17 protein-coding genes are annotated in these 26,519 nt (G+C 56.4%); 1 reads left to right on the top strand and 16 read right to left on the bottom strand.

Features of this window, described 5'->3' with window-relative positions; translation table 11 throughout:
* Window positions 1-889 precede the first annotated feature (889 nt).
* From MKY64_RS32365 to bglB, 8 genes are all read right to left on the bottom strand, one after another.
* Window positions 890-3,169, bottom strand: a complete 2,280-nt coding sequence (locus tag MKY64_RS32365) for a helix-turn-helix domain-containing protein (RefSeq protein ID WP_340957925.1) — start codon at window positions 3,167-3,169, stop codon at window positions 890-892.
* An 82-nt stretch (window positions 3,170-3,251) separates the two neighbouring features.
* Window positions 3,252-7,331 (bottom strand): Ig-like domain-containing protein, encoded by a 4,080-nt coding sequence (locus tag MKY64_RS32360; protein ID WP_340957924.1) that lies wholly within the window; start codon window positions 7,329-7,331, stop codon window positions 3,252-3,254.
* A gap of 342 nt (window positions 7,332-7,673) precedes the next feature.
* Window positions 7,674-9,449 carry a hypothetical protein gene (locus MKY64_RS32355; protein ID WP_340957923.1) on the bottom strand — a complete coding sequence of 592 codons (1,776 nt, stop codon included), beginning with the start codon at window positions 9,447-9,449 and terminating at the stop codon, window positions 7,674-7,676.
* 30 nt (window positions 9,450-9,479) lie between these two features.
* Window positions 9,480-11,138: an extracellular solute-binding protein gene (locus MKY64_RS32350; RefSeq protein WP_340957922.1), complete on the bottom strand. Its 1,659-nt coding sequence runs from the start codon at window positions 11,136-11,138 to the stop codon at window positions 9,480-9,482.
* A 58-nt stretch (window positions 11,139-11,196) separates the two neighbouring features.
* Entirely contained in the window at window positions 11,197-12,072 is an 876-nt protein-coding gene (locus MKY64_RS32345; protein ID WP_076080366.1) for a carbohydrate ABC transporter permease, read from the bottom strand.
* Window positions 12,073-12,084: 12 nt separating this feature from the next.
* Entirely contained in the window at window positions 12,085-13,056 is a 972-nt protein-coding gene (locus tag MKY64_RS32340; protein ID WP_445322037.1) for an ABC transporter permease, read from the bottom strand.
* A 163-nt stretch (window positions 13,057-13,219) separates the two neighbouring features.
* The gene (locus MKY64_RS32335; RefSeq protein WP_340957921.1) at window positions 13,220-14,272 is read right to left on the bottom strand and encodes an SGNH/GDSL hydrolase family protein; all 1,053 of its coding nucleotides are present in this window, start codon (window positions 14,270-14,272) and stop codon (window positions 13,220-13,222) included.
* Window positions 14,265-15,329, bottom strand: coding sequence for a beta-galactosidase BglB (bglB, locus tag MKY64_RS32330; protein ID WP_340957920.1), 1,065 nt, complete (start codon window positions 15,327-15,329; stop codon window positions 14,265-14,267). The genes MKY64_RS32335 and bglB overlap by 8 nt, the downstream gene beginning before the upstream one ends.
* Before the next feature lie 257 nt (window positions 15,330-15,586).
* Here bglB and MKY64_RS32325 point away from each other — a divergent pair, with 257 nt between their 5' ends.
* Window positions 15,587-16,387: a polysaccharide deacetylase family protein gene (locus MKY64_RS32325; protein ID WP_340957919.1), complete on the top strand. Its 801-nt coding sequence runs from the start codon at window positions 15,587-15,589 to the stop codon at window positions 16,385-16,387.
* A gap of 842 nt (window positions 16,388-17,229) precedes the next feature.
* Here MKY64_RS32325 and MKY64_RS32320 read toward each other — a convergent pair.
* From MKY64_RS32320 to MKY64_RS32285, 8 genes are all read right to left on the bottom strand, one after another.
* Window positions 17,230-18,294 carry a hypothetical protein gene (locus MKY64_RS32320; RefSeq protein ID WP_340957918.1) on the bottom strand — a complete coding sequence of 355 codons (1,065 nt, stop codon included), beginning with the start codon at window positions 18,292-18,294 and terminating at the stop codon, window positions 17,230-17,232.
* Window positions 18,295-18,991: 697 nt separating this feature from the next.
* On the bottom strand, window positions 18,992-20,287 hold the full coding sequence (locus MKY64_RS32315) for a homocysteine synthase (protein WP_076084569.1): 1,296 nt from the start codon (window positions 20,285-20,287) through the stop codon (window positions 18,992-18,994).
* A 145-nt stretch (window positions 20,288-20,432) separates the two neighbouring features.
* The gene (locus tag MKY64_RS32310) at window positions 20,433-21,407 is read right to left on the bottom strand and encodes an alpha/beta hydrolase (protein WP_340957917.1); all 975 of its coding nucleotides are present in this window, start codon (window positions 21,405-21,407) and stop codon (window positions 20,433-20,435) included.
* Between the two features lie 302 nt (window positions 21,408-21,709).
* Entirely contained in the window at window positions 21,710-22,456 is a 747-nt protein-coding gene (locus MKY64_RS32305; protein ID WP_209876752.1) for a GntR family transcriptional regulator, read from the bottom strand.
* On the bottom strand, window positions 22,443-23,456 hold the full coding sequence (locus tag MKY64_RS32300; RefSeq protein WP_340957915.1) for a sugar kinase: 1,014 nt from the start codon (window positions 23,454-23,456) through the stop codon (window positions 22,443-22,445). The genes MKY64_RS32305 and MKY64_RS32300 overlap by 14 nt, the downstream gene beginning before the upstream one ends.
* Window positions 23,449-24,204, bottom strand: a complete 756-nt coding sequence (gene dagF, locus MKY64_RS32295; protein WP_340957914.1) for a 2-dehydro-3-deoxy-phosphogluconate aldolase — start codon at window positions 24,202-24,204, stop codon at window positions 23,449-23,451. The genes MKY64_RS32300 and dagF overlap by 8 nt, the downstream gene beginning before the upstream one ends.
* Entirely contained in the window at window positions 24,204-25,310 is a 1,107-nt protein-coding gene (locus tag MKY64_RS32290) for a DgaE family pyridoxal phosphate-dependent ammonia lyase (RefSeq protein WP_340957913.1), read from the bottom strand. The genes dagF and MKY64_RS32290 overlap by 1 nt, the downstream gene beginning before the upstream one ends.
* On the bottom strand, window positions 25,288-26,388 hold the full coding sequence (locus MKY64_RS32285; RefSeq protein ID WP_445671715.1) for an amidohydrolase/deacetylase family metallohydrolase: 1,101 nt from the start codon (window positions 26,386-26,388) through the stop codon (window positions 25,288-25,290). The genes MKY64_RS32290 and MKY64_RS32285 overlap by 23 nt, the downstream gene beginning before the upstream one ends.
* Between the last annotated feature and the right edge of the window lie 131 nt (window positions 26,389-26,519).

The raw sequence follows: 26,519 nt of genomic DNA, 5'->3' as shown, positions 1-26,519 counted from the left end.
TCATGCCCTTCTTTAGCATAATAACGACATGCAAAAATGCAGCTATACGTGCACATGATGCGGCAACCGAATCCGGGCTTACTGTCAGCGCTGTGCAGACTACCCGCCGATGTTTCAGAATAAAGGAGAGGCTTGTTCCGGGAGAAAATAAGATGCTGATCGAGGCCTGCCAACGCCGGCACTGGGGGGGGACATATACACTTGACTCTTGCGCCAACAGTGCTATTCCAGTAAATACGGTGTATTTATCCCTTCATCCGTGCGCCGACGGTAGATTTACGTAAATGCAGTGTATTTATACCCTTCATCATTGGGCTCGCACGCAGACACGTGAACCAATGTATGCGGAAAACAGCATACATTCACCTCGCACGCAGACACGTGAACCAATGTATGCGAAAAACAGCATACATTCTGCTCGCACGCAGGCACATGGACCCAATGTATGCGGAAAACAGCATACATTCACCTCGCACGCAGGCACATGGACCAAATGTATACGGAAAACAGCATACATTCAGCTCGCACGCAGACACTTGAACCAATGTATGCGGAAAACAGCATACATTCAGCTCGCACGCAGGCACATGGACCCAATGTATGCTGAAAACAGCATACATTCAGCTCGCACGCAGACATATGGACCAAATGTATGCGGAAAACAGCATACATGCGCCAACGGTGAATTTGCGAAAATGTGGTGTGTTTATGCACTTCATTCGTGCGCCGATGTTATTTTCCAGAATGGCAGCGACTCAGCAGCAAGCAGACGAACAAGACGGCCGGAAACCCCGGCCGTCTTGTTACACACCTATATATCCCCGTAGCTGCGCCAACTATAACCGGCTAATCGCTGTGCGCCCCGCTCACACCACATGGCCATATGAGCCTAACTCTCCCCATCACCCTCACTATCACCACCATGCAGGGGACTCCCCTGGGCTTTGCGGTATTCGCCCGGCGTGACGCCTTCGAGCTTCTTGAAGACGCGGATGAAGGACATGGGGTACAGATACCCCACACGCTCCGCGATGCTCTGCACTGGTTCGGAGGTTGCGGTCAGCAGGCGCTTGGCCTCCTCCATGCGCAGGCGGGCCAGATAATCGACGAAGTTCTCGCCGATCTCCTCCTTGAAGATCCGGCTTACCGTCTTGGTGTTCATGGCGAAGCTGTCGGCAACATGGGTCAGGGAGAAGTCGGGGTCCGCGTAATTGCAGCCAATGTATTCGCGCACCTTATTGGCGAGTGTGTACTGCTCCCGGTTCATCCGCAGGCTGCTCAGCGCCTCCTCCATCTCCTCCAGCGAAGAGACCAGTTCCCCGTGCAGCTCCTCAATCCATTCAAAAGACTCCGGTGAATGCGGAATGCCCCGCAGCCGTCCGTTATTCCAGATCCCCTTCATCTCCGGCGGCAGCTCCTGCATCTCCCGGGACAGCCCGGTCTCCAGCAGCCTCAGCAGCCGGACGATATCCTCCTTGGAGTAGTTGCCGCCTGCCAGCAGTTCAAAAATCCGCTCGATCAGCGGCTTCCACTCTGTGTTCCCCAGCCGGTACAGCTGGGGAACGGCACCGATGGCCTGGACCAGCACATCCATTCCTTCAGCCGGAGGCAGCGGGCCGGCAGGCGCCGCATAGACGCGGCCTGGGCCAGCGGTTATTTTGCGGTCCAGCGCCCCCAGGGCCTGGCGGTACGCACCCGATAAGCCGCTGAGACCGGCGGCAGGTCCGCTGATGCCGAAGGTAGCCGTGAACTTGAGATGCTGCTTCACCCAGGACCGGGCAGATTCAGCAATGATCAGCGTCTTCTCTGTGATGTCCGCTGCCTCCTCATCCGCAGAGCGGCGGAACAGCAGTCCCAGACGGACCGGTCCGATCCACTCAGTCCACAGGGACACTCCTTCCTTCTCGGAGATCTCCTGAATCACACTGCGCAGGGTGAATTTGAACAATGCCTGATCCCGTGCCGAGTAACCTGCGGCAAAAGCCTCATAGAAATCAATCTCGGCAATGCCCACCACCGCGCCTGCGAATTCACCGTCCATCCCGATCCGTTCCGCTTCCCTGCTCCAGTTATCCGCCGACATCTGGCCGCTGTTCTCCAGCAGCTCCTTGAATAACTGATTCCGCCTGTGCAGAATCCCCTCGGCCTGCTGCTTCTCATAGCTGTTGGTCTGCTCGATCAGGCTCTCCAGCGCATGGCCGATGAAGGCAAATTCGTCGCCTTCCTTGCTCTGCGGCTTCCAGCCGAAGGCACGGTCCTCTCCGAACCTGTAGATCCGGCTCATGACCTGCTCAATCGGACGGTAATTCCGGTGGCTGATATACGTCATGGCGGCGATACCGCCAACGACAGCCGCAAAGCCCAGAATGGCCCAGATATTGGAGAAGGCCGACAGCAGCGAGAAGGCCTCCGCCCGCGCCATTCCAACCTTGATCGTCCAGCCGGTATAGGGGGACATCCGGCTAACCGCCCGATCCTGAACCTGCGGGTCAGAACAGGTATCCGCACCTGCAAAAGCAATCCCTCCTGCATCCTTCAGACAGATCTCCGTATTCGCCATGTTCATATCCTGGATCAGCGTCTGCAGAGATTCCTTGCGCACATTAATGACAATCAGTCCCTGCTCGCCGGAGAAGTAAGGCACCTGCTCCACAAGTGAAATGACCGACTTCGGCTGGTCCTCCCCGGAGAAAAGCTGCAAGTCACGGATTCCGCTCCAGATATAGCTCGGGGCATTCCCCATCGCAGTCTCAATAAAGCTGCGGTCCCCGAAGTCCGGCAGGCGGGAGGCGAAATGCTGCATCAGCACCTTGCCGTCGGTTGCGCGGTATAGATAGACCGAATCAATCATCGGCAGCGGCGACATGAAATCCAGCAGCACCTCCGCGACCCCGTAATCCTGATAAGGGTCAAGCTTCCCCGGCCGGTCGAAATAACTGCCAACCTTCTCATCCAGCAGCAGGCTTTTGATCGTGGTGGTCTCCAGGTTGCGCAGGGTGGTGTCCACAATCTGCAGCACATTTTCCGCGTACACGCCGTTTGCCTGAGCCGTCTGTCTCTCCATCGCTTCATTTAAGGTCAGGAAGAATAGAATAATAAGGCAAAATACTACGGCAAACAGAATCGGCAGGTAGGAAAGAATCAGTCGGTACAGCCATTTCTTATGCATCGGTGTCATCCCCTGTAAGTCCAGATGTTGGCTATCTCATTAATGATATGGGCTGCGCACCCGGATTCATAAGCTTATGCTGTCAATCTCCCAGCTCCGTGCTCGCATTGCGGGAGACCAGCCCGAAGTACCCCGCTTCGCCAATCGCCCCTGCGGCGGTATCCAGATAATTAAAGATCTGCACCCCGTCCACCTTCAGGATCAGACGCACACCCCCGGACTCTTGAAAAGCGCCCAGCTGAACGCGGCTCTGCACCCCGAAGGTAATGGCTGTATTCGGAATCGCCGGCCCGCCGAGGCTGGTCAGGCCGTCAATCTTGCCGTAGATCACAGTTCGTACCCCCTCGTTGAAGCGGTGCAGCTCGATGCCCGATGTCCCTATGACCACCAGATACATGCTGCCGGTGCTATAGCTCAGCTCCTTGCTCTGGTTATTGAGCATCAGGGCGTACCAGTTGGTAGAGACTGCGCTGTCATTGATCTTCATCTTGAAATCCAGCAGCTCATTCTGGTACTTGCGGTTCTGGTAGATGACATGCCCTCCGGGGGCCCTCAGCGTAAGGCTGTCTTGCCCGGTCTCCTTCAGCCCGTTCGCCGTTGCCGATACATACCAGCCATCAGGGTCTTGCAGTTCCGCCGTCAGGGGATGTTCGTATTGGCTGGCCTCATTCCACACCTTAACTTCATATTGCCCCTGGGTCATGGTGCCCAGATATTCGGCCGATAACGTGAGAGTAGCCGAGCCGGTCTGATGCCCCGTCAACAGGCCGGTGCCGCTTACGCTGACGACGGAAGGATTTCTGCTGGTATAGGTGACTTCCTCCAGCTCCTCGCGGTTGCCGAACAGCGTCTCCCCGTAAGGCTGCAATTGCAGGTCGGTGCCTTCACGGATATACGCCACATTGCCGTCATGCCCCTCCAGGCGGACCGTGGCTAAGGTATCGCCCACAAATACATCCGTTGTGATTGTCCGCAGAATGGAGCCGTTAATGATGTTCACGATAAGCTTCGTCTGTCCCTGGGTCAGTCCGGTGACCACGCCCGCGCTACTAACCGAGGCTACGGCCGGATCGAGAATGCTGTAATAGAAGCTGCTGGTTTCCTTGCCCAGCGGCTGGTCTTTGCCGTTCATGGCATGGACGGAGACCTGTCCGCTGCCGCCTGCGGTCAGCTTGAGCGGATCAAGCTTCCAGCGGCTGACCTGCCCTTCTGCTGCAGAGGCATATTCCGGCTCCAGCCCGGCCTGATCAATGATCGAGCGTGCCGCCTGAGGCCACTCTGCATCCGGCCGGACCGTATTGTTCTCAAACAGAACATTGCGCCCGTTGTTGGTATAGCCGTCTGTAGTTGTATAGTTGTTCACGAAATCCACATCATGGATGGTCGGCACATACGCCATCGCCCAGCGGAGCGATGAATGCCATAGCGGAGCATCCTTCAGGTCGATCACATTGTGCTCAAATTTCCAGTAGGCGGAGCCTTCATCCGTGTACAGGGCGGAATTGCCGTCCATCTGGTTGCGGATGTAGTTGCCGCTGACCAGATTTTTGTCCTCTGCGGTGGCTCCGGTAGGTCCGAGACTGTAGATGGCGCCTCCGTCACGAAAGCCCATTCCCATGAGATCATAGATCAGGTTATCCTGAATCTTCACGTTCCGGGTAGCGGCATCGAACAGCTTATCCCAGCCATACCCGATATGGGTTCCGCTGTAAGGCAGATTGTACATTTCATTATGGCTGATATCCATGTCTACCGGATACCCTGCGGATACAGCGGAAGCCGATTTGTAGTCAATACCGATGTCGTGGATCACATTGTTCAGCACATCATTATTCTTCATCAGCAGCCTGGGGTCTGCAGGATGGTAGATATTCCGGTCGGAGGAATTCGGCTGCCCCACATTCAACGCACTGCCAGAAATATCATAGAAGCGGTTGCCTTCAACCCGGCTGTTCTGAACCCCGTTCTGCATCCGCACCGCCGTAATGCCGAGCTTGGTGAATTGATTGTTGCGGAAATTCACCGTATTGGCCAGCTCCAGCATCACCGCCGCATCGGTCAGCTCATCGGGGATCGACGGATAACGCAGATGGTTGTTCTGGGAATCGGAGTGTCCCGCTGCTGTACTCGGACGGTTCCAGGTGGTGTACATGAATTTCAGGCCTTCAAAATTCAGATTGCGCACCGGCTCGCCGGCCGATCTGCCATAGACTGTGGCGAGCTGCTCCAGTACAGGAACCACAACCCCGGCCGTGGACAGATTCTCCCAGGCACGCGGTTTGTAATACAGCATACCTTCATTCCGGTTATAGTACCATTCCCCGGCCTCATCCAGCAGCTCCATAGCATTCTCGTAATAGACGGGTACAGTCGCCGAGGTTAATCCCCGGTTAAAGACCGCGCTCCGGCCCGGCTCCTGCAGGACGATCTGTGCTTTGCCGCCTGAAGCGGTTACCGACTCTACCTTAATCCGGGAATTCGTCCACAGCTCATTGAATACCAGCTCCATATCGGACGTATTGCTCCACCCGGCCAGCTCCGTATTATCCGAAGTATAGCCGGTTGCCGTCTTCAGCGGATTCACGAGTCCCGCTGTACTCCGGGCCCGGACTGCCCGGATACCATCCACGAACAGCTGCCTTGTCTGAAGGCCGGTTCCGACATTCGCCCGGTAGATGCCCTTAGCGCTGTCGAACACCGTCCAGCCTGTGACGGACCGCCCGCCGCTGATGGCTGCCTGCTCCCCGGGGTAGCTGCGGTAAGTGACAAAATAGCCGTTCGTCCCCGAATCCTCCGGTGTGAACTCCAGCGGCTCCGTCAGCGTATACGTTCCTTCCCTCAGATTGACAACAATGTCGGAGTCCATATCCTCGTTCAACAGGCGCACCGCCTGCTGGGCACAGGCAATCGTCTGGAAGGGCGAGGCTTCCGTGCCGTCATTGTTGCTGTCGTCTCCGCCCGGAGCGACATACAGCTCCTGTCCGGTTGTCCGTCCGGTTACGGTAACGGATGTCTCGGCCCGGACGCTTCCGGTCTCATCCGTGACGAACACGGTTGTCGTTCCGGCACTCACGCCCGCCAATTCTCCGTAGCGGTCAATGACGGCAATGCTCTCGTCCTCCGTTCCCCACCGGATGCCTGTATCCGTATTGTCTTCCGGTGTTACTGTTGCCTGTAACAGCACACGGGAGCCTGCGGGAACCGCCCGCTGAAGCGGAGCCAATACAATATCCGTGATCGGATCTTCGTAGACGGCTACTGTCGCAGTGACGGCCGGAAGCCCCTCATTCGGCTGGGCTGTCACCACGGTCGTTCCCTGATGGATGCCTGTGACCAGGCCGTTGCCATCCACTGTAGCGACCTCCCCGTCGCCGGAAGACCACACAGCCGTCTGATCTGTAGCATCCGCAGGGGTAAACTGAAGAGGCAGGGACAGCTTCTCCCCCCTTCGCAGCCCGTAAGACTGCTGGGTGAAGGCTGCACTTACCGCCTGTTTGTATCCGCTTACAATAAAATTGTCAAAGCCTATCTTCCCTGTGCTGTCTTTATAGAATCCCATATAGAAGGAGGTTAACGCCCCTCCCTCGGCCATCGGCTCCTTCGTCAGCAGACGGTTGCCGTCAATGGACAGATCGAAGGTATGGCCGCCGCCGTCGAGCGACAGGCGCACCTCATGCCATACGCCTGCTGATACCGGCAGTACGGAAGTCCAGGAGCCGGCACCTTTTTTCATATAGCTGAACGCCCCGTTGTTAATGGCGAACTTCACCAGCGGCACGGACCCGCTCTGCGGGGTGGGCAGGTAGATCACCGCTCCGGTCTGCTCGGCTCTGAACGAATAGCTGAACATGCTTCTGTACGTCACATCTGTAACGGATTTGCTAATGCTGTAGCTGCTGGCAAGCTTGCTCGTCTGCTCTAGCTCCAGCAGCTTGCCGGGATACCCCTCCCAGGCCTGCACCCCCACACTCACTCCCTGGGGAGGTGTCTTGATCGTCCATCCGGCCGGCTTCGCACCGGTGCTATACGTCTCAAAGGTCTCTTGCAGCCTGTAATCACTGTCCGCCCGGGCAACAGATCCAAGGTCTGCCGGGAGAAGGCCCAGCAGCAGAACCATAATGATAGCGTATACATAAAACGGCTTTCGGCTTGATTGTCTCATAATAGCCACCTTTCCGTATGGAAGCAAGTATAGTGTTCCGGTAGAGCATGTTCGATGTGGACATTCAGAGATAGTTGTATTCTGTACATTTAAAAACCGCGAAACGGTAGAATCTCCTCAGCTAACTGTAGTCTGTACAACTAAATCTGCCCCATGGGGTGAGAATCCGGGGGCAGATGGGAATTTAATTGTACGAAATACAGCTAAACGGATATTTGGCGGTACAGCGGACGATTTAGTTGTATGGAGTGCAATTAAGCCTACTGCTTCCGTCTGCCCCTTAATCGGGACACGGCAAACCCTGCGGCTGCCCGCTTGAAATGCGTGGCTTGGTTAAGTTGGTTAAGGGGCGTACGGATCAACGTTGAGCTGAACCGGCGGCTGATTGCCTGCTGTCAGCACAATGCTCCGCACTAAGGCCCACGGCTCGCGCGGCACCTCCCGGTCATCCCTCAGCGTATCCTCAACCGTCACCGTATCGAGCAGCTTCTGGATGTCCGCTGACTCCGCAGCTTCGTCCAGACATACCACCGCCCAGCCCGCTTCCAGGCGGGGCTGCGCCAGGACGGCACTGTCCCCGGAATAGAGCACCTGGCGGAGCCTGATCCTTCCCTCCTCGCGTACAACAGTGACGGGCAGCGCAGCTCGGGCATCTGCCCCGGCAGCAATGCATTTGAGCGCCGTGACCGCCACCGCACAGCCCGGATAACGCAGTACGAGCCATTCCCGGTCCCCGGCGGCATTCACTACCCGCTCCACCTCACCGTCATAGCGGTGGATGACCCATTCATCCGCGATCTCCGCGGCCCGGTTATGCAGCCGGGTCATCGAGCGGACCACCACTAGCGCATTCGCCTGCTGGGCCGTTCGTGTCTCCACCTCCGGGTACAGCGGCTCTGCAAACAGCGCGGGCATCAGATAGGCGGTCCGGTAATCCTCTGCCGGATGTGTCCGCACCGATGCGGAATCATCCACGTACCAGCGCAGATAGGATACCTGCTGATCCTTCACGCTGAAGCTGACCGGGAAGCTCTGCCAGCCCAGACCCCAGACGGGGTGCTGGTAGCTGCCCGGCATGACCGGAAAGCGGTTGATGCTGCCCAGCCGGGTATGCTGCCCGATCCAGGTGTAGGACCGCGAGGCATCGAAGATCCGCTCCTCCAGCATCCGGGGTACGGGCAGCGCGGCCAAGGGGTCACCCCCTTGAAGCAACTCCTCTTCGAACAGGAGCAGTGCCGCCACATCATTAAGCGAGAATGTCTGCTCTGCCAGACGGTCCAGCCCCGTCACACCCGCAATTACCCACAGCAAGCTAGGCCGCTCCGTCTCTCCCCGGAAGTTGTAGCTGCGGATGGTCGGAACCAATTCCTCCCCGTCATGGAACACGAGAATGCTCTTCAGGGTATCCATCCGCTCTGACAGCTGCCCGGACAGCTCCCGGTCATGCTGCTGGAGAACAAAACACGCAATCCTCAGCGCATTCATCATCACTCCCTGGTAGACGAGGCTGATATTCTCCCCCCAGCCCCAGCCCCGGCGGCCGGTATATTCCGCCCATCTGGCGAAATATCCGCTTGCGGTCTGCAGATACTCCGGCTCATCCAGGAAGTGGGCGATAGCCAGCAGCATGGCGCCGTCGCTCATCGTCTTGTTCGGGTAGAACAGCTCCGGTGTCCGGCACTCCCTGGAGAACCAGGCCGCCGCATGGCCGAACATCCGCTGCATCACCTCCAGATGACTGGCCGGGAATACCTCCGGCTTGCAGAGACGCACCGTTATAAGCGGCATAAGGATAAAGAATGCCGCGTTCGAATCCTGAATGACTTTCTCCTCCCGGTACCAGAGGAACCCTCCGTAATCGGGATGCTCCGGATCGGTGAATTGCAGCCCGGCGATGGCTACAAGCATCTCCAGTCCGGCCTGCTCCTCCAGCCGACCCAGCAGTGTACCATAAGCATAATAGCCTGCCGAGAAGCGGGCTTCATGGCAATACGCCAGCTGCGAGATCTGCCGGGTATGTCCGGGCCAGTTATAGCGCACCAGACCTTCTTCCACCAGAATATTCTCCGTGGCCGCCGCCCAGCTCTGCTCCAGAATGGCTCTAACCCCATTGTTCAACTCTGCTCGCCCCCTAAGCTGTGACTCCATTTATTCAGCCGCATCCAGCTGCTTGCCCATCTCATAAATATCCTTCAGCATGATGGCATCCGCTTTATTGTCCTGATACCAGGCTGCGTAGAACTCATCGACCTTGGGTCCGCCCGCCTTCTCCCAGATGCCCTTGGCCTCCGCAATGAACTGGTCCACCGAAGCCGGATCGGAGCTGACAATGGCCTGCATGGCTCGGTCGAGAATCGTTTTATTCGCGTTCGTGTTGATCTGGGTCAGATCCTGCGGCAGCAGCGGCAGGAAGGCCTTTTGCGTAATGCCGACAATCGGGCGGTCAGGGTCCATGTACAGCTTCTCGGCCATTTCATAGATTTTGATTAAATTCTGCTCGGCAGGTGTAGGGTTGACCTTGTTCTTCAGCCCGTAATTCTTGCCGATCAGCGGAGTCAGCATCCCCATATCGCGGTTGTATTCCAGCTCCTTCTTGTTTTTCTCCGGATCAATCACCTCGGCGCGGCCGTCGGCGGTTTTGTTGTAATGCACCCCTTCCAGCCCGTTCTGAATGGTGGTGGTGTATGGGGCCGCAACCATGAAGTCGATCATCTTCATCACGGATTCCGGATCTTTGGCTGCAGCATTCACCATCCCCGTCATCTGGATCGGCGTGGTCAGGGTCGGGCTGAACTGCCCGAATTCCGTCGTCGGCAAGGCAATCGGAATGACCTCGGCTTCAGGAGAATTCTTCTTCAACGTCTCATAGGTGCCGATATCGGCACCGTTGCCCCCGTAAATCCCCAGCTTGCCGGAGATCCAGTCCTGCTTCTGCTTCTCGCCGTTCTTATCGGTGACGAAATCCTTATCCGCCACACCGGCCGCATACAGCTGCTTCTGGAAGGAGAGCGCCGCCTGAATCCGGTCCCAGTCATGCACAACCTTGTCGTTCTCCAGCACCCACGGATACTGGTCTTCCCCGAACAGCGTGAACCCGGTGCCGAACATGTTGTTCAGAATAATGCCGGCCACGAAGCTTAGCCCGGTTCCATACGTGTCCGCTTTGCCGTTGCCGTCGGGGTCCTGCTCTGTGAAGGCTTTCGCGACCTTCAGCAGCTCCTCTGGTGTGGTGGGCACTTCCAGATTCAGCTTCTTCAGCCAGTCATTGCGGATAAACAGATAATGCTGCGGGCCGAACTGGACCGGACGCCCCACCGTATACAGCTTGCCGTCCGCCATGGTGCCTGCCTTGCGCAGCGCCGGATATTTCTCCAGCATCGCCTTATATTCTGTACTGCTGCTGTCAATCAGGTCATCCAGCGGCAGAAGCTGCTTCTGGTTGTAGAGCTGGCCCTGGTAAGCGGTATCAAATTCAAAGATCAGGTCGGGGGCCGACTTCGACGCGAACAGCACATTGAACTTTTGCAGGGATTCGAAGCGCGGAACGGTAACGTATTTGACGTTCACCGGCCCGTTCTCGTTGACCCACTTCGTCCAGCGGTTGTCGCTCATGGTCCCCTCTTCTGCGGGTACCGAGCCGCGGTCATACAGCGAGACGGTGATGGTCCCGCGCTTCCCGGAGCCCTCTCCCTTGTCTGTTCCCTGCGTGGCGGCATTATTGCCGCCGCAGCCTGTAACCGCGATGGCGAGCAGCAGGGAAGCTGCACCGGCAGCAGTTGTTTTTATTAGCCGAGGTGATGTGTGCATATGATTATGACCCTCCTATAATGGCGTTCTTGTACTTGCAGGTATGGTGCAGCAGGGGTCAGCCCTTGATAGCACCGATGGTTACGCCTTTGACAAAATACCGCTGCAGCAACGGATACACGATCAGCATCGGAATGACCATAACCATAATCCCTGCGGCCTTGATGCCCTCCGGTGTAATATTGACCACCTCCTGCGAGTTCATGGTGTTCAGCTCCTGCAGGACAGCCTGGCTCTTCACCATCTGCTGGATGAGCACGGTCAGATTGATTTTCTCCGGGCTGTTCATATAGATCATGACGTTAAAGAACGAATTCCAGTAATACACGCCGTAAAAGAGGCCGATGGTCGCCAGCACAGGCAGGGACAGCGGCAGAATAATGCCCGCCAGCAGCCGCCATTCACCGGAGCCGTCGATTCTGGCCGCCTCGATCAGCTCCTCCGGAATGTTCTCGAAAAAAGACCGCATGATCATCATATTATAGGTGCTGACCAGAGCGGGCAGCCACAGGGCTGCGTAGGAATCCACCAGGCCAAGACTGCTGACCACGAGATAGGTCGGAATCAGTCCGCCGGTGAACAGCATCGTGAACACAATCGCCAGCGTCAGCGTGCGTCTTCCGTAGAAATCACGGCGGGACAAGGGATACGCGGCGAAAATGGTGAACAGCATACTGGCCGCCACACCGACCAGGGTAATCAGCAGGCTGTTGCCGAAGGCGCGCACCACCGGCGTTCCTTCAAAGAGCATCGTGTATGAGCTCAGCGTGAAATCCACCGGCCACAGGGTGACAAAACCGGACAGCACCGCATCCTTGCCGCTGAGCGACAGGGATGCCAGATGGAGCAGCGGCAGCAGACACAGAATGCCTGCGAGCGTCAGCAGCAGATAGTTGAAGCTGTAGAATACTTTTTCACCGTTTGTACTTTGCATAGTGTCCTCCTGTTACCACAAGCCTTTATTGAAGCGCCGGGCAATGGCGTTGGATATCAGCACCAGGGTCAGTGCCACGAGGGAATCGAACATCCCCAGTGCAGCGGTCAGGCTGAACTGCCCTCCCTGTAGTCCTATCGCGTAAATATACGTACTTATAACCTCGGAGATCCCCGATACAATCGAATTTTGCAGCACGTACACATGGTCAAAGCCTACCTCCATGACCCGCCCCATGGCCAGAATCAGCATAATAACGATGGTTGGACTGATTCCGGGCAGCGTGATATGGCGGATCTGCTTCCATTTGCCCGCTCCGTCCATACTCGCCGCCTCATAGAGACTGGGGTCGATGGAGGTCAGCGCAGCCAGATAGATAATTGCATTGAAGCCCGCATCCTTCCAGATTCCCGAGCCGAGGAAGATCGAGACCCAGGACCACTCTTTGAACAGGAAGGGAAAAGCCTGGCCGGTCAGCTTCTCAACCACCGCATTGGCTACCCCGGTCTGGGCAAAGATTGTCACCACCAGCCCGCCGACAATGACCCAGGAGAAGAAGTACGGGAGGTAGACGAGAGTCTGGACCGATTTTTTGAACCACTTGTTCCTGACTTCATTCAGCATAATCGCCAGGGCAATCGGGAACGGAAAGCTGACCAGCACCGACAATATACTGAGCACCAGCGTATTGCGGATAATCTGCACCGACTGCGCCTGGGTGAACAGATTGGTGAAATTGTCCATGCCCACCCACCGGCTGCCCCATACCCCCTCATAGAAGGTATAATCCTTGAAGGCGATGACCAGCCCCAGCATGGGGGTGTATTTGAAAATCATATAAAATGCGATAACCGGAACGAACATGACCCACAGGGGGACATTATTCTTGAAGCGGCGGGTCTGCCAAAAACGTCTGCGGCTGCTTCCGGTCTGCCGTGAAGTGTCCAGACGCAGCACCGCCTCACTGCTTGTATTCGCTTTCATTACGGTGCCTCCTTTCACTTGCATGTGGTGCCTAATTGTGTGATGAATAAATGCTACGGAGCTGAAATGGCCGATTTCATGTCCTCACCATAGCCGCTTCAGCGGGTTAGGGCAATATTCAGTTTTTCTGTTAATTGCCGCTGAACCCTTATGCAGCCCGGGATTACAGGATTCCAGCCAGCTCCCGGGCCAGATTCTCACCCATCCGTATATGTCCCTCATCCCCCGGGTGAATCAGATCGCAGGACAGCCCGGCCAGGTCATCCAGCACCCGGCTTCCCTCGATCAGGCTCAGCTTGGGACGGGACAGACGCTGCACATGACTTCGCAGAATGTCGTTGAACTGAAGATCCTTCTCCGCTATTCCACTGCCGGGGAACACCGCAAAGTTGGGATACATCGTGATCACCGCTACCGGCTTCCCGGGATGTCTGCTCACCAGCTGGTCAAGCAGGTAGCCGCTCCGCTCACTGAATTCATCCGGCGACAGGTGGTCACGCATATTCACGCCCAGCTCCAGCGTCATGAATGACCAGTCCTCCTGCGCCGCAAGATAGTTGCTCATCTCCCGTTCACAATGGCAGGAGCCGCTCATGCCGAGATTGAGCACATCGGCAGCCAGCCTTCTTGCCGCGTGGGCAATATACGGCAGGCTGCTGTTCTCTCCATACGTGATGGATGAGCCGTAAGCAATCCAGCGTGTGCGGGGAATCTCCCCTTCCACCGGCGGGCGGAGCGGATGGCCGAAGGTCTCGATGCCACAGACCACACAGGCATACCGTCCGAAGCAGATCCGCCATACCTCCGGTGCGAAGCCCGCTTCCATCAGCAGCTCACGCTCCACCATCGCCAGACGCGGCGGTTCGCTTAGCTGGAGGGTGCGTATGCTCCCGGCCTGAAGCTCATGCCTGGAGTGGAACAGCCCGCCCTTGTATACCGTTACGCTGCCATCCGTCTCCGGCAAGGTCAGCGTGACACGGATATTCGGAGCCGGTGTGACGAACCTGAGCTCACAGCCGCCCGCTTCCCCGGCGATGAACCGGCCCCGCTCGTTCAGATGCTCCCTGACGCTGCGGGGAATGCGGCGGAGGTGCACGCCGTAGCCCGTAGCCGGCTCCAGCTCGGCCACGTTATGGAAGGCAATCCGGTCCAGTCCCGGCAGCCCCATGGTGGCGGAATTGATGCTGGCAGAATGGGTGCTGGCGGGATTATACATGCTTCATCGCCTCCACCAGCAGCAGCAGGGCCATGGATTGCCCGTAGGGCATCGGGCAGACCGGAATCTCCCGGTAATCGTCAAGCGTAGCGCCCATCCCCGTGCCGTAGGAGACGCCCTGCACCACCCCTTCTTCATCGATCTGGCCCAGCACGTAATGAAGGGCTGCCATTGCAGGCTTGCAGCAGTCCTCTGGCAGCAGTCCCTGCCGCATCGCCTTTAACATGCCGTAAGCAAAGGCGGCGGTGGCCGAGGTCTCCAGATACGAGCTGCTGTCGTCCAGCAAGGTATGCCATGCGCCTTCCGGGGCTTGCAGCTCTGTAAGTTTGCGTACCTGTCGCTCAAGCGAGGACAGCAGGAAGCTGCTCACCCCTGGCGGCAGCTCCACCATCTCCAGGTAATCCGCCAGTCCGGCGGTATACCAGGAATTGCCCCGTGCCCACAAGGCCCGGGCAAAGTGGTGGCCTCCCTCGAAGGTCCAGCCATGGAAGAACAATCCGGTCACGGGATCGGTCAGGTACTTGAGGTGGACGAGAAACTGGCGGATGCTCTCCTGTATGCCCTCCTCCTCCTTCAGCACGATTCCCATCCGGGCTATAAACAGCACCGTCATATACAGCGTGTCGTCCCAAAGCTGCCCGGTATTCGGACTGCCGGTCACCTCATGCTGAAGGCCGCCTTCCTCCGTGCGGGGCATCTCATGCAGCGCATACTCCAGCCACTCCCGGCATAGCTGCATATAATCCGCGCGCCCGGTCTCCTCTGCCAGATAGCTTAGGGTAAGCATAGGGCACATCGTATTAACATTTTTCGCCGGGATGCCCCCGTCAAGCTTGCTGTCGAACCAGCCGGTCAGGTAGTGTAGAATCTCCTGCTCCCCGGTTTCCCGGTAATATCTGTATAAGGCAAATAATCCAACCCCCTGGGGCCACTCCCAATTGTCCATAGAGATGATGCCGATGGGTGCGGTTTCATGAATGGAGCCTCTCATATCTTTCATCCGCTCAATGACGCGGGCGATATGGCCTTCGAGTACTGTCCGTGATACTGCTTCCATAATGCTCCTCCTTCTGCAATGTCCTGTTCTGAACCGGAAACCTGTAGCCTGAAACCTGAAACCTGGAGCCTGTTCCCGGCTGTATAGCCCTGTTCGCAACCCCAGTGTAGTCAAGCGCCGCAGTATCGTCCATTAACAAGAATCTTGCTAATCGCTTTCACTTCTGGCATTGTTCTTGGTGGAGCAGTATTCGTCTTAGGCGGAACCGGTGCTCACTTCAAATTCTGTATATTTTATAGTCAGGGAGGATAACAGCAATGAGAATCAAATTTGATCTTTTTCCGGGCGGAGTTTCTAAAGCGCTAACATTAAGCTGGGATGATGGAAGAATCTACGACCGGCAGCTCGTGGAGATTCTAAATCAGCATGGGCTGAAGGGGTCTTTTCATCTCAATTCGGGGTTGTTCGGCAATGAGGGCTACATCTCGCGGGACGAGGTGGCTGCGCTCTATGAGGGGCATGAGATTTCGGCGCATACCAGCACACATCCTTTCCTTACCATGACTCCGCGCGAGGGGATCGCCGACGAGATTCTGACGGACCGTAAGGCGCTGGAGGCGCTGGCCGGTTATCCGATCCGGGGCATGTCCTATCCGTTCGGCAATTACAATGATCAGGTGATCGGCCTGCTGCCTGCCCTGGGCATTGAGTATTCCCGCACGGTGAATTCCCACCGCAGCTTCAGCCTGCCGGACAACCTGCTGGCTTGGCACCCTACCTGCCACCACAAGGAGATGCTGGCCCTGGGCAAAAAGTTCCTGGAGGAAAAGCCCCGCTTCTCGTATATGCAGCTGCTGTACGTCTGGGGACACAGCTATGAGTTCAATGACGATGATAACTGGGGAGAGCTGGAGCAGTTCGCCGCCATGATGGGCGGTCACGAGGACATCTGGTATGCTACCAATATTGAAATCGTGGACTATCTGTCCGCGCTGCAGGGACTGCGCTTCTCCGCTTCGCAGGAGATGGTGTATAATCCGTCGGCTACGGAGGTGTGGGTCTCTGTGGGGGATGAAGCCCGCCGCATTCCGGGCGGGGGGACGGTGCGGCTGGGGTAGGGAATGGGGCTAGGAGTTGGGGCTAGGGTGAGACTCAGGAGCTGGCATTAGAGATAGGGGGCTGAATAGAGAGAAAATTTGGGGGAGACTGGGGCTGTACTTGGACGGTGGCTAGGCTGAGATTGGGGCTATCGCTGAGACTGGGGTTATAGCTGTAACTGGGGCTGTGACAATGTACTCAACTATTATCAATACCGATCAGCCCCCACCGAGCCGCCACAAGAGTCCTCCCTTCAGCCTCAGCACAGCCCCAGCTATAGCGCTAACCGTGCCGTGCCCGAGTAATGTGTACACGGTATACTTACTTGCACTCTGTACAACTAAATTATCTGTTATACCGACTAATATCCGATTAGCTGTAGTTCGTACAATTATAATAACGCTATAGCTGAATTCCCGCTTATTCGGGCTAATTTAGTTGTACCAACTACACTTAGAAGAGAAAAGTCTTCCTTTTCGCTGGTTTTAAATGTACAGAATACAACTACCGCTGAATGATCGCTGCGAATGAAAACTTGGAGCTCCAAGCATAGCCGCATTACGCCGCAAAATGGAGTGAGCTTCCCTAATCATATGAATTTAAAACACACTTATAAGTTAGTTTAAAAACCCGATTCCGCGCAGCCCCAGGGCTTGGCGAAATCGGGTTTTTGTGGTTTGTTGTGGGTTGTTGTGGGTTTTCGAGTGTTTTGCGGGTATTTCGTTGGTGTACGTTTGTGCAGATGGTGGAGAATAGAGCGCTGTATCAGTCGTTGCCTGGCCGATCCCGCTACTCGCGGCAGACCAGACAGTGTAGGCAGGCCAGGCCACCGCTACCGCCAGCTACTGCCAGATACTTCCACCTACTGCCAGCCTCCGGCGGCAGCATCAGGATGCTCCTGCCTCGCTATCCAGGTGAGGCAGGCCGCCCGCAGCAGCGCGTCGGTCCGCTGGGCCGCGCCGCAGAAGACCCCGCTCAGGCCGATCTCATACAGATCGGCCAGCGCGTACGCCGCCGGTGCCCCCGCGGCGAGCACTGCCGCCGCCGGCCGCACCCGGCGCACGGCGGCCAGCACCCCGGCCGCCGCCTGCGCGAAGCCCTCGGCGGCGTTCTCTCCCGGCGCGGCCTCCTCCGCCGCGCCGTCCAGCACCAGGAAATCGGCGATGCGCGCGATTTCCCCGGCGGCAGCCGGCCCCACATCGGGCGCGAGCAGCGCCCCGATGCGGCAGGCTGCCGCATAAGCGTGGCCGAGAGTCTGCTCGGCCACGCCCTCAATGAATTCGCGCTGCGCCGCGAATTCCTCCAGGCTGGCGGGGTACGGCGCCAGCAGGTCAATGCGGCTGTCGCCGCCCAGCCGCTGGCTGTGCAGGACGGCGGCGAACAGCGCGCCGAGCTGCGCGTCCTGCAGCGCGGCCAGCCGGTCCGGGCGGGCGGCGAGCTCCGCCGTGTAAGGCAGAGTGACTGCGGCCCAGACGCCATCCGCCGACTCCAGGAGGTCGGCAGCAGCTGCCCGCAGCCGGTGATAGATCCGCTGCAGGATACGCTCAGCCTGCACCGGCTCCTCATCCCCACACGACATCCAGCGCGAGTAGAGCGCCGACAGTTCCGGCTCGTGCAGCCATTCCTCGCCCCGGATCAGGCAGGGACCCGCAGGGTAGACGCCGGGCGGCTCACGGCGGACAGCCCCGTCCCCCCTGCCCTCGCGCAGCACCAGGAAGGCCTGGCGCTCCCCGGGACGGCGGATATACGTGCGGCTCGTACTCACGTTACTCTTGCGCCGGTCCCCCTCAGCAAGAAATTCCGCTGCGGCGGAGGCTACAGATGCGGACTGGCTCATCTCGACGCCAATGGTCCGGTCCCCGGCGTTATACTTGAACGGGCGATCTTCCTTGTTTGGATCATCCTTCTGCTGGCGTTCACCCTTCATCCTCGCACCCACCCTTTACCTTTGAATTACTGCCGCTCCGCTCCCCTGAAGAGAAGCTGCCAGCATATTAAGAGGCTTCAATCTATAAATACTGGCAAAGGTACTGAAATATGCAAACGGTATCAAATGAATGCAGCTGCATCTTACCCGAATGGGTAGTGGGCAGAAGGTGGACGACGGGCTAAAGAGGGTAAGAGAGCTGAAGTGGATAAAAGGGCTAAAGTAGGCGGGAAGTAAAGTTTACATATTTTGTTGTTAATCTCTAATGGCTTAGAACTGGGGTTGGGATTCGGGTTCGGCATGGTCCATAGCTGATCTAATGTATTTACTACAGCAGATTTTCTCTTTAGCGGTTGTAAAAAGCGATCTGTTGCAGTTTGTACAGCAGATTTTTGCGGGAGAGGTGTTTTGGGGCCGTATGCCGGAAATCTGTTGTATGGAATACATTAGAACGGATTTTAACGCCGAAAATGGCCTAATCCATTGCAGAAAGTACAATTGCCGTGCAACTTCAGCGGGAACACATACCTCACCAACCGTTTTACTCACAAACGATTCCCCCGCTGACACTCCTCTCTCTTCCCATTACTCCCAATCCCACCTCCTGCTAAAAAAACAAGACCACTGCCTAATGCAGAAATACGCTGCATCAAACAGTGGTCTGTAATTCCTCTTCCTATGCTGCAAGGAACAGCGCCTAAGCCTGCTGGCTGGCAGCGATCGCCTGCTCCAGATCATAGAGGATATCATCGATGGATTCAGTACCGATGGACAAGCGCAGCAGCTCCGGTGTAACACCGGCGGTAATCTGTTCTTCGTCCGACAGCTGCTGGTGAGTGGTGCTGGCCGGGTGGATGATCAGCGACTTGGAATCGCCGACATTGGCCAGATGGGAGAACAGCTTCACGTTCTCGATCAGCTTCACCCCTGCGGCTGCCCCGCCCTTAATTCCGAAGGTCAGAATCGCGCCCTGGCCCTTAGGCAGATATTTCTGTGCCAGCTCATAAGAAGGGTGACTCTGTAGTCCAGCGTAGCTGACCCACTCTACCGAATCATGCGCCTCCAGATACTGGGCAACCTTGAGTGCATTCTGGCTGTGGCGCTCCAGACGCAGGTGCAGCGTTTCGAGACCCTGCAAGAGCATCCACGAGTTAAACGGTGAAATGGCCGCGCCCAGGTCACGAAGCAGTTGAACCCGCGCCTTGATGATATAAGCAATCGGACCGACCGCTTCAGTGTAGACTACCCCGTGGTAGCTCGGGTCCGGCTCGGTCAGGCCCGGGAACTTGCCGCTGGCCTTCCAGTCGAACTTGCCGCCGTCCACGATGACTCCGCCGATAGAGGTACCGTGGCCGCCGATGAATTTGGTCGCCGAGTGTACGACGATATCCGCCCCGAATTCAATCGGACGCAGCAGATACGGACTTGGGAAGGTGTTGTCTACAATCAGCGGAATCCCGTGCTCGTGGGCGATGGCTGCAACCTTTTCGATATCCAGAACGTTCCCTTGCGGATTACCAATCGTCTCAGCGTAGAGCGCTTTGGTCTTGTCCGTAATCGCTGCCCGGAAGTTCTCCGGGTTATCGGAATCCACAAAATTCACCTTAATGCCCAGCTTGGGCAGCGTCGTGGAGAACAAATTATAAGTTCCGCCGTACAGGCTTGCGGAGGAGACAATCTCATCCCCTGCCCCGGCAATATTCAGAATAGAGAAGGAAATCGCTGCTGCTCCGGAAGCGGTCGCCAGTGCCCCTGCCCCGCCCTCCAGCGCGGCAAGACGCTGCTCAAACACATCGGTGGTCGGATTCATCAGCCGGGTATAGATGTTGCCGAACTCCTTGAGCGCGAACAGATTAGCAGCATGCTCCGCATCCCGGAAACCGTAGGATGTAGTCTGATACAGCGGCACGGCACGGGCTAAAGTAGTGGGATCAATCTCCTGGCCTGCGTGGATGGCGAGGGTTTCAAAGGACAGCTTGCGCTCTTCTGACATGGGTATTTCCTCCTCTAAAATAGGTAATGTCAAATGTTAACTCTACAAGATTGTACCTATTCTCTCACAAACCATGTCATTTGAAAAGATAAAATTCTTATTAATTCACTGTGTTTTATTAAGTTTAGTAAGCCCCGGCATAGCCTCATGGCTGCTGCGCTATCCCCTTCATGAAGCTCATGAATTTCTCCGCAATTTCTTTGGGATGGGAACGGTACAAATAATGATTGGCATCCAGCAGCTCCATGTCTGCATGTACGGAATTCTGGATCAGCTTCTCATGCTCAGGAATCCATTGATCGGTTGCCGGATGCTCTGCTTGAACAAAGAGAAGGACAGGGAGATTGGGAGGGAAAGTTACCTTCCGCTGTTCAGCCTCTTCAAAATTGGAAAACATACTCTCCGCCTCATTTAACTGAGTAGTATTGTACATATTTTTGTGTATCAGCAGGTTCAGTTGTTCTTTGGTATGTTCATCATACGCCAGTCCTTCGTAAGGGTCAGCACTCAGCTTCAATTGCAGCCGGGCGAAGCCCAGATCGCGGAACCATTTAACCATGCTTGTCTCTGAAGACTCTATTTTCTTCTCGCTCAGCGAGGGTACACTGCTATCCAGTCCGACAAATGTACTTACTTCATCTGAGTATTTATTCACATAATCCAGACTGTAAATTCCTGAAATGGAATGGCCCATAAGGATGTAACGGTCAATATTGAGCTGCTGCAGTGCTTCATGGATTTCACTTACGATGTTCTCTGAGGTTCGTTCTTTCTTCGTCGCGTCGCTTAAGCCATAGCCGAAAGGCTCAACAACTACAACCTTATAATGTGGAGACAGCTCGTCAATGAGCAGCTTGAAATCAAGCGCCGGTGAAGCTGTTCCGAAGCCGGGAAGCAGCACAACCGTGTCCGGGCCGTCGCCTTGAATGAACACATTCATATTCTTGCCGTCTACGGATACATGCTGGCCGTAAGGCTCTATCCTTTTGGCCTCCGCATTGCTGCTGATTACATTCGTGATATACACAATCCCCACAAAAATCACAATAGCGAGCAGGATGGCTCCCAATATTTTAAGCAGAATCTTGCGCAGTTTCTTGAACCCCGTTTGATTTCCCATTATGTTATTCGCCGATGGTCTCATGTTCATCTTCCCCTATCTTAACTGGTAGTAAGCTTGCTTCATTGCCGTTAATGCAAGCTTACCGAACGAAGATGTACTCTTTATGACGACAATATGAACAGAATATGAACCGAATATGTACTATCAGGCAGACGCTACCGCTCCTACAGTTCCAAAATTCCCCTCCGCCACTTTCCCTTTCCGTATATTTTCAAGTTCAATCTATATAAGCAAAAATGCTACAGTTACCTACAAGCGAGCTTGTGTGCAACCGTAGCATAGAATGAGAGTGACGAGCCTCAGGTGTCGTAGCTGACCAGATAATGATGGAGCTCCGTATTATAGCTGCCGATGCTGTGTTCGATCAGCCTGCCTTCCCCGTCATAGGAGTTGCGCAGGCGCTTCAGCACAGGCGTCCCCGGCGGAAGCTTCAGCAGCAGGCATACCTCGGGTGGTGCTGACTCGACAAAAAACCGGTCCCTGAAGTTCTCCAGCACGATGTCGTTCTCCTCCAGCGAGTCGTACAGGGACTGGATGTCCTCCCCCAGCTCTGCCGACCCTCCGCCCGGCAGGGCTGCTGCCGTCAAGAAGTGCACCAGATGGATATAAGGCTGTCCATCCAGAATATACAGACGTTCAATCCGCTGGCAATACGGCCCGTAGCGGCTGTATTCCTCTGTCCCAGTCTCATTGGTGACCAGACTTGTGCTCAGCAGCTTCTTTTCCAGCTTATGACCTGCTTCAACCAGCAGCTCTGTGAACCGTTTGCCCTTAGAGAGCTTCTGATAGGCGGTATTGCGCATGACAATGGTTCCGACACCGCTTTTCTTCTGCACATAGCCTTCCTGGGCCAGCTCCTGGACCGCGCCGCGGACCGTCATTTTGCTGACACCGAACTCTTTCTCCAGCTGCGGCTCGGAAGGGATAATGCTGCCGAGCGGGTATACCCCGTGCAGAATCCGGTCCTTGAGGATCTTCTGGATCTGCTGGTATAAGGGGCCTTGCTTGCGTTTCAGAGACACCTTACGTTCACTACCTTTCAACATCTGAGGTATGGCCATCCAGCGCGCGGAGCACCTCGCTCTCGGTGAACAACGCTGTATCGCCCGGGATGGTATGGGCCAGCATCGCTGCGGCCGCTGCCATATCCACCGTCTGCTGCTGCGGATAATCCTGCAATTCACCATGAATAATGGCACTGGCAAAAGCATCCCCGGCACCGATCCGGTCATACACAGGGAAGGTGCGCTTACGGGAGAACGCGAACGTACCTTGACGGTACAGATATCCTGTGAGGGAATGCGTATTGTCTGCGTTAATCTCACGGTGGGTGCCCGCTGCCGCTGCAATTCCGAAGCGCTCCGCCACAGCGGGAACCGCTTGCTTCAACTGTGTTATTCTATCATAATCTCCGGCACTCTGGCCAAGAATGTACAGCGCATCCTTCTCGTTCATCAGCACCAGATCCGCAAGCGTGAGCAGCTCCTCATAATGCGGACGGGCCTTGGCATAACCCTCCTCACCCCATAACGCCGGACGGTAGTTGCAGTCGAATACCACCTTGCCCCCCGCACGCTTCACCTCCGCCGCAAGCTGCTTCATCTGCCCGCGCACCCCGTCATTCATTGCCAGCGTAATGCCGCATAGATGAAGCACATCCACCCGGGAAGCCAGCGCCGCCATATCATACTGACCAGCCTCAGCGGTATTGAAGCTGCTGCCCAGCCGGTCGGTATACGTGACTCTTCCGGGACGGGCACCGAACCCGTTCTCCAGGAAGTACATCCCGAGGTGCTTGCCGCCCCGGCGGATCAGTGACGTATCTACCCCAAGCTTGCGCAGATAAGCAATCGCGGCTTCCCCTACCGGAGTCTCCGGCAAGGTCGTGATTAATGCTCCGTTATGGCCATATCTGGCCAGCGCTGCCGTTACATTTACCCCGCTGCCCGAAAAAGAGTACTCCAGCCTGCTGCTCTGGGCCAGTGTCTCCACCCCCGGAACCTGCAGCCGCATCATCACTTCGCCAAATGCAGCGATTCTAGGCATACCGGTCCACCAGCGATTTCATCGCGCTGAGCAGCGTGCGGACATCCTGGATGTTCGTGTTCCCGGTCTGCGGATCGATGATCGAGGAATAGACATGCGGGATCACCTGCGGTACACCCGCCTGAAGCGCAATCTCCAGAATGGGCGCGAAGTTGTCCAGATCGATGCCGCCCGTAGGCTCAAGGGCAAATCCCTCTTCTCCGCAGGCCTTGGCTACCGCACGATACTCTTCTTCCAGCTCCAGCCCCTTCATCGGATAATATTTGAGCGCATTGCCGCCCATGTCCCGGACCAGGGCGATGGCGGCGCGGACCGGAACGATGGCCTGCGAAGCATTCCCGGCGCTGACCGGGCCGGTGGATATATTGACATAACCCGGCTGTCCGCAGGGAGAGACCAGGCTGTTAATCCAGCTGTCCTTGGCTCCCAGATTGGCCCGGGTCGCGCCTACAGCCGGAAACACCTGATTGATATGGCTGCCCGCATAGCTTGAAGCAATCTCTGCGACTACCGCCGCCTGGCGGTTGTCCCCGGCTCCAAGCCCGATGGATACGGCGTCCTGAATCACCTGTCCATATTCCGTCATAGCGGCGGATGCTTCCCTGGCGTTGGCATAATTTTTGGAGAGTACGCCTACCAGAACATGCCCTTCGGCAGCCTCGTATATATCCTTGGCATTCCTGATACTGCCGGCCAGTACATTCAGTGCCGCTCTGTTCTTATAGAATCGCTCCTGAATCTTGCTCATTATGATCTGCCCCCTATAATCTCATGAATTCTGCTGACAATGACCTGCAGATCATCGCCCTGCAGCGGCCTTGGATCGATATCGAAATACCCTTGCTTCACTCCATAGTCCCGCGTGTACACTGCAATCTCGCCTTCCCGCAGGCTGTCATTGACCTCCCTTGCATCCACGCCCGCAGCAGCGGCATCAATCTGGATGCGTCCCCGGTAAATCGCCCGGCCCGCTTCATCCTGCACGGTGCGGACCGACACTCCGGGAAGACCGGCCAGCGGCTGAAGCGCCTCCAGTGACTGCTTCTCCTGCTGGCTGTTGTCCGCCTTGTCCTGGTACTCGTCCAGAGCCTTGAGCAGTCCGAAGGTCGTCTCTTTGCCGACCTTCATGCTGCGGCCGATCCCGTGCAGCTGCACCTTTAGCCACCCGATGTATTCCTGCTTGCCAGCTACAATGCCTGAAGTAGGACCTTCCACCGCCTTCGAGCCGCTGTAGATGGCCAGATCGGAATACTGGACATACTTGCGCAGATCCTCCTCCGCAGCCGCATCGACAATCATCGGTACTCCCCTGCGCTGTGCCACCTCCCAGGCTTCCTCCACCGAGATCATATTCTTCTGGACCGCATGGTGGGATTTCACATAGAGGATCGCTGCGGTACGTTCACCGATGGCCTGTTCAATATGCTCTGCACGGCCTTCGTTGGCATATCCCGCTTCAACCACCCGGCCGCCGCCGAGGAAAACCATCGTCTCCACCGGCGCTCCATACTGCACATTATGGCCCTTCAGCATAATGATCTCATTCTTCAGCACCGGCTCCTGGTGCAGACGCAGACTGAGGCGGGGATCTCCGGCGGTCACAATGGCTGCCACCGACAGCGCAATGCCGCTGGAGGCCGAATTCACGACAACAGCCCCTTCCGAGCCGAGCAGACGGGCGATGTACGCTCCCGATTTGTCCACCAGATCCGCAATCTCCACGTACTGCTGCCCGCCCTGCTTCATTGCCTCCATCACCGAATCTGTTGGGGCAGATACACCAAGGATGCTCATTCTTCCACTGGCATTAATCACACGCTTCAATCCATATTTAGCTTGTAATGAGTGATCCATTGATAAAGACTCCTTTTGCTTCAATATAGTGATTCGCGGTCCGGACATCGCCCTCCGAGTCCATAAGCTGCTTCTCTCCGGCTTCCAGAGCGAACAAGGTCAGATTCGCCTGCTGCCCTATCCGGATCTGCCCAAGCTCCGGCTTGCCGAGCCACGCTGCGGCGCTGCTTGTGACTGCACGGATCACCTCTCCCAGGCTGTAGCCGAGATAGAGGAATTTGGTCAGTACATCCGCCATACTGTACACTGGACCATTCAACCGGTTGCCCCGGTAGATGTCTGTGCTGATCGTATTCAGGGCAATCCCGGCCCGCTTGGCCTGCTCCGCCACTTGGAAGGAGAAGCTTGCCGTGCCATGCCCGACATCCAAATGAACGCCCCGGGCCACAGCATCCAGCAGCTCTTGCAGCGGTGTGCCGTCCGCCCGGAACAGATTATTGGCTTTGCCGTTCAGGTAATGAGTGATTACATCGCCCGCCCGCAGCAGCTCCAGTACCTCGGAGATCGCAGGCGGAGCGGAGCCGATATGCACCATGAGCGGGAGCTTCATCTCATCCGATAAGGTACGCGCCAGCTTAAGCGGCTCAATGCCGCGGTCCTTGACGACACTTTGGCTGATGCGGGCTTTCAGGCCGACGATGAATTCAGGATAAGCCTCTACTGCTGCAAGTGCGCAGTTTCGGTCAATCCAGTCCAGCTTGGAGAGCTCATCGGTCCGCGTAAGGCCGATTCTTGAGATATTGAGCAGCGCGAATACCCGTGTATCCGCCAGAAGACTGGCACTATAAAAAGCCCCGATCCGGTCTGCCCCGCAGCTTCCGGCATCCACCACTGTCGTCACTCCCTGCTTCACCCCGATCTCGTCGATCACATCACCATAGGGGTCAAGCTCCGGCACAGCATGTACATGCAGATCAATCCATCCGCTGGAGCCGTATAACCCGGAGCAGTCCAGCAGGGTCCTGCCTCCTGCCTGGCCCGGCGGGGTAATCGCGGTGATGATCCCATCCTGAATGGAGATATCTACCGTCCGGCCGTCCACCAGCCGCAAATTGCGCAGCACGTTCTCTGTGCCCACTTGTCCCATCTCCTTTTTTCCAAATACAGATTTACAAGGGAATTACAAAAAATGATTAATGACATGAACTCCATACATCCTTATATTTAACAAGTAGTAACGGACATGCCGTCCTCTTAGAAAAATATAAA

The sequence above is a fragment of the Paenibacillus sp. FSL R7-0210 genome (assembly GCF_038009085.1).
Lineage (GTDB): Bacteria > Bacillota > Bacilli > Paenibacillales > Paenibacillaceae > Paenibacillus_AQ > Paenibacillus_AQ silagei.
Note: the sequence above shows the minus strand (reverse complement) of the source record. Positions and strands in the feature narration are given on the sequence as shown.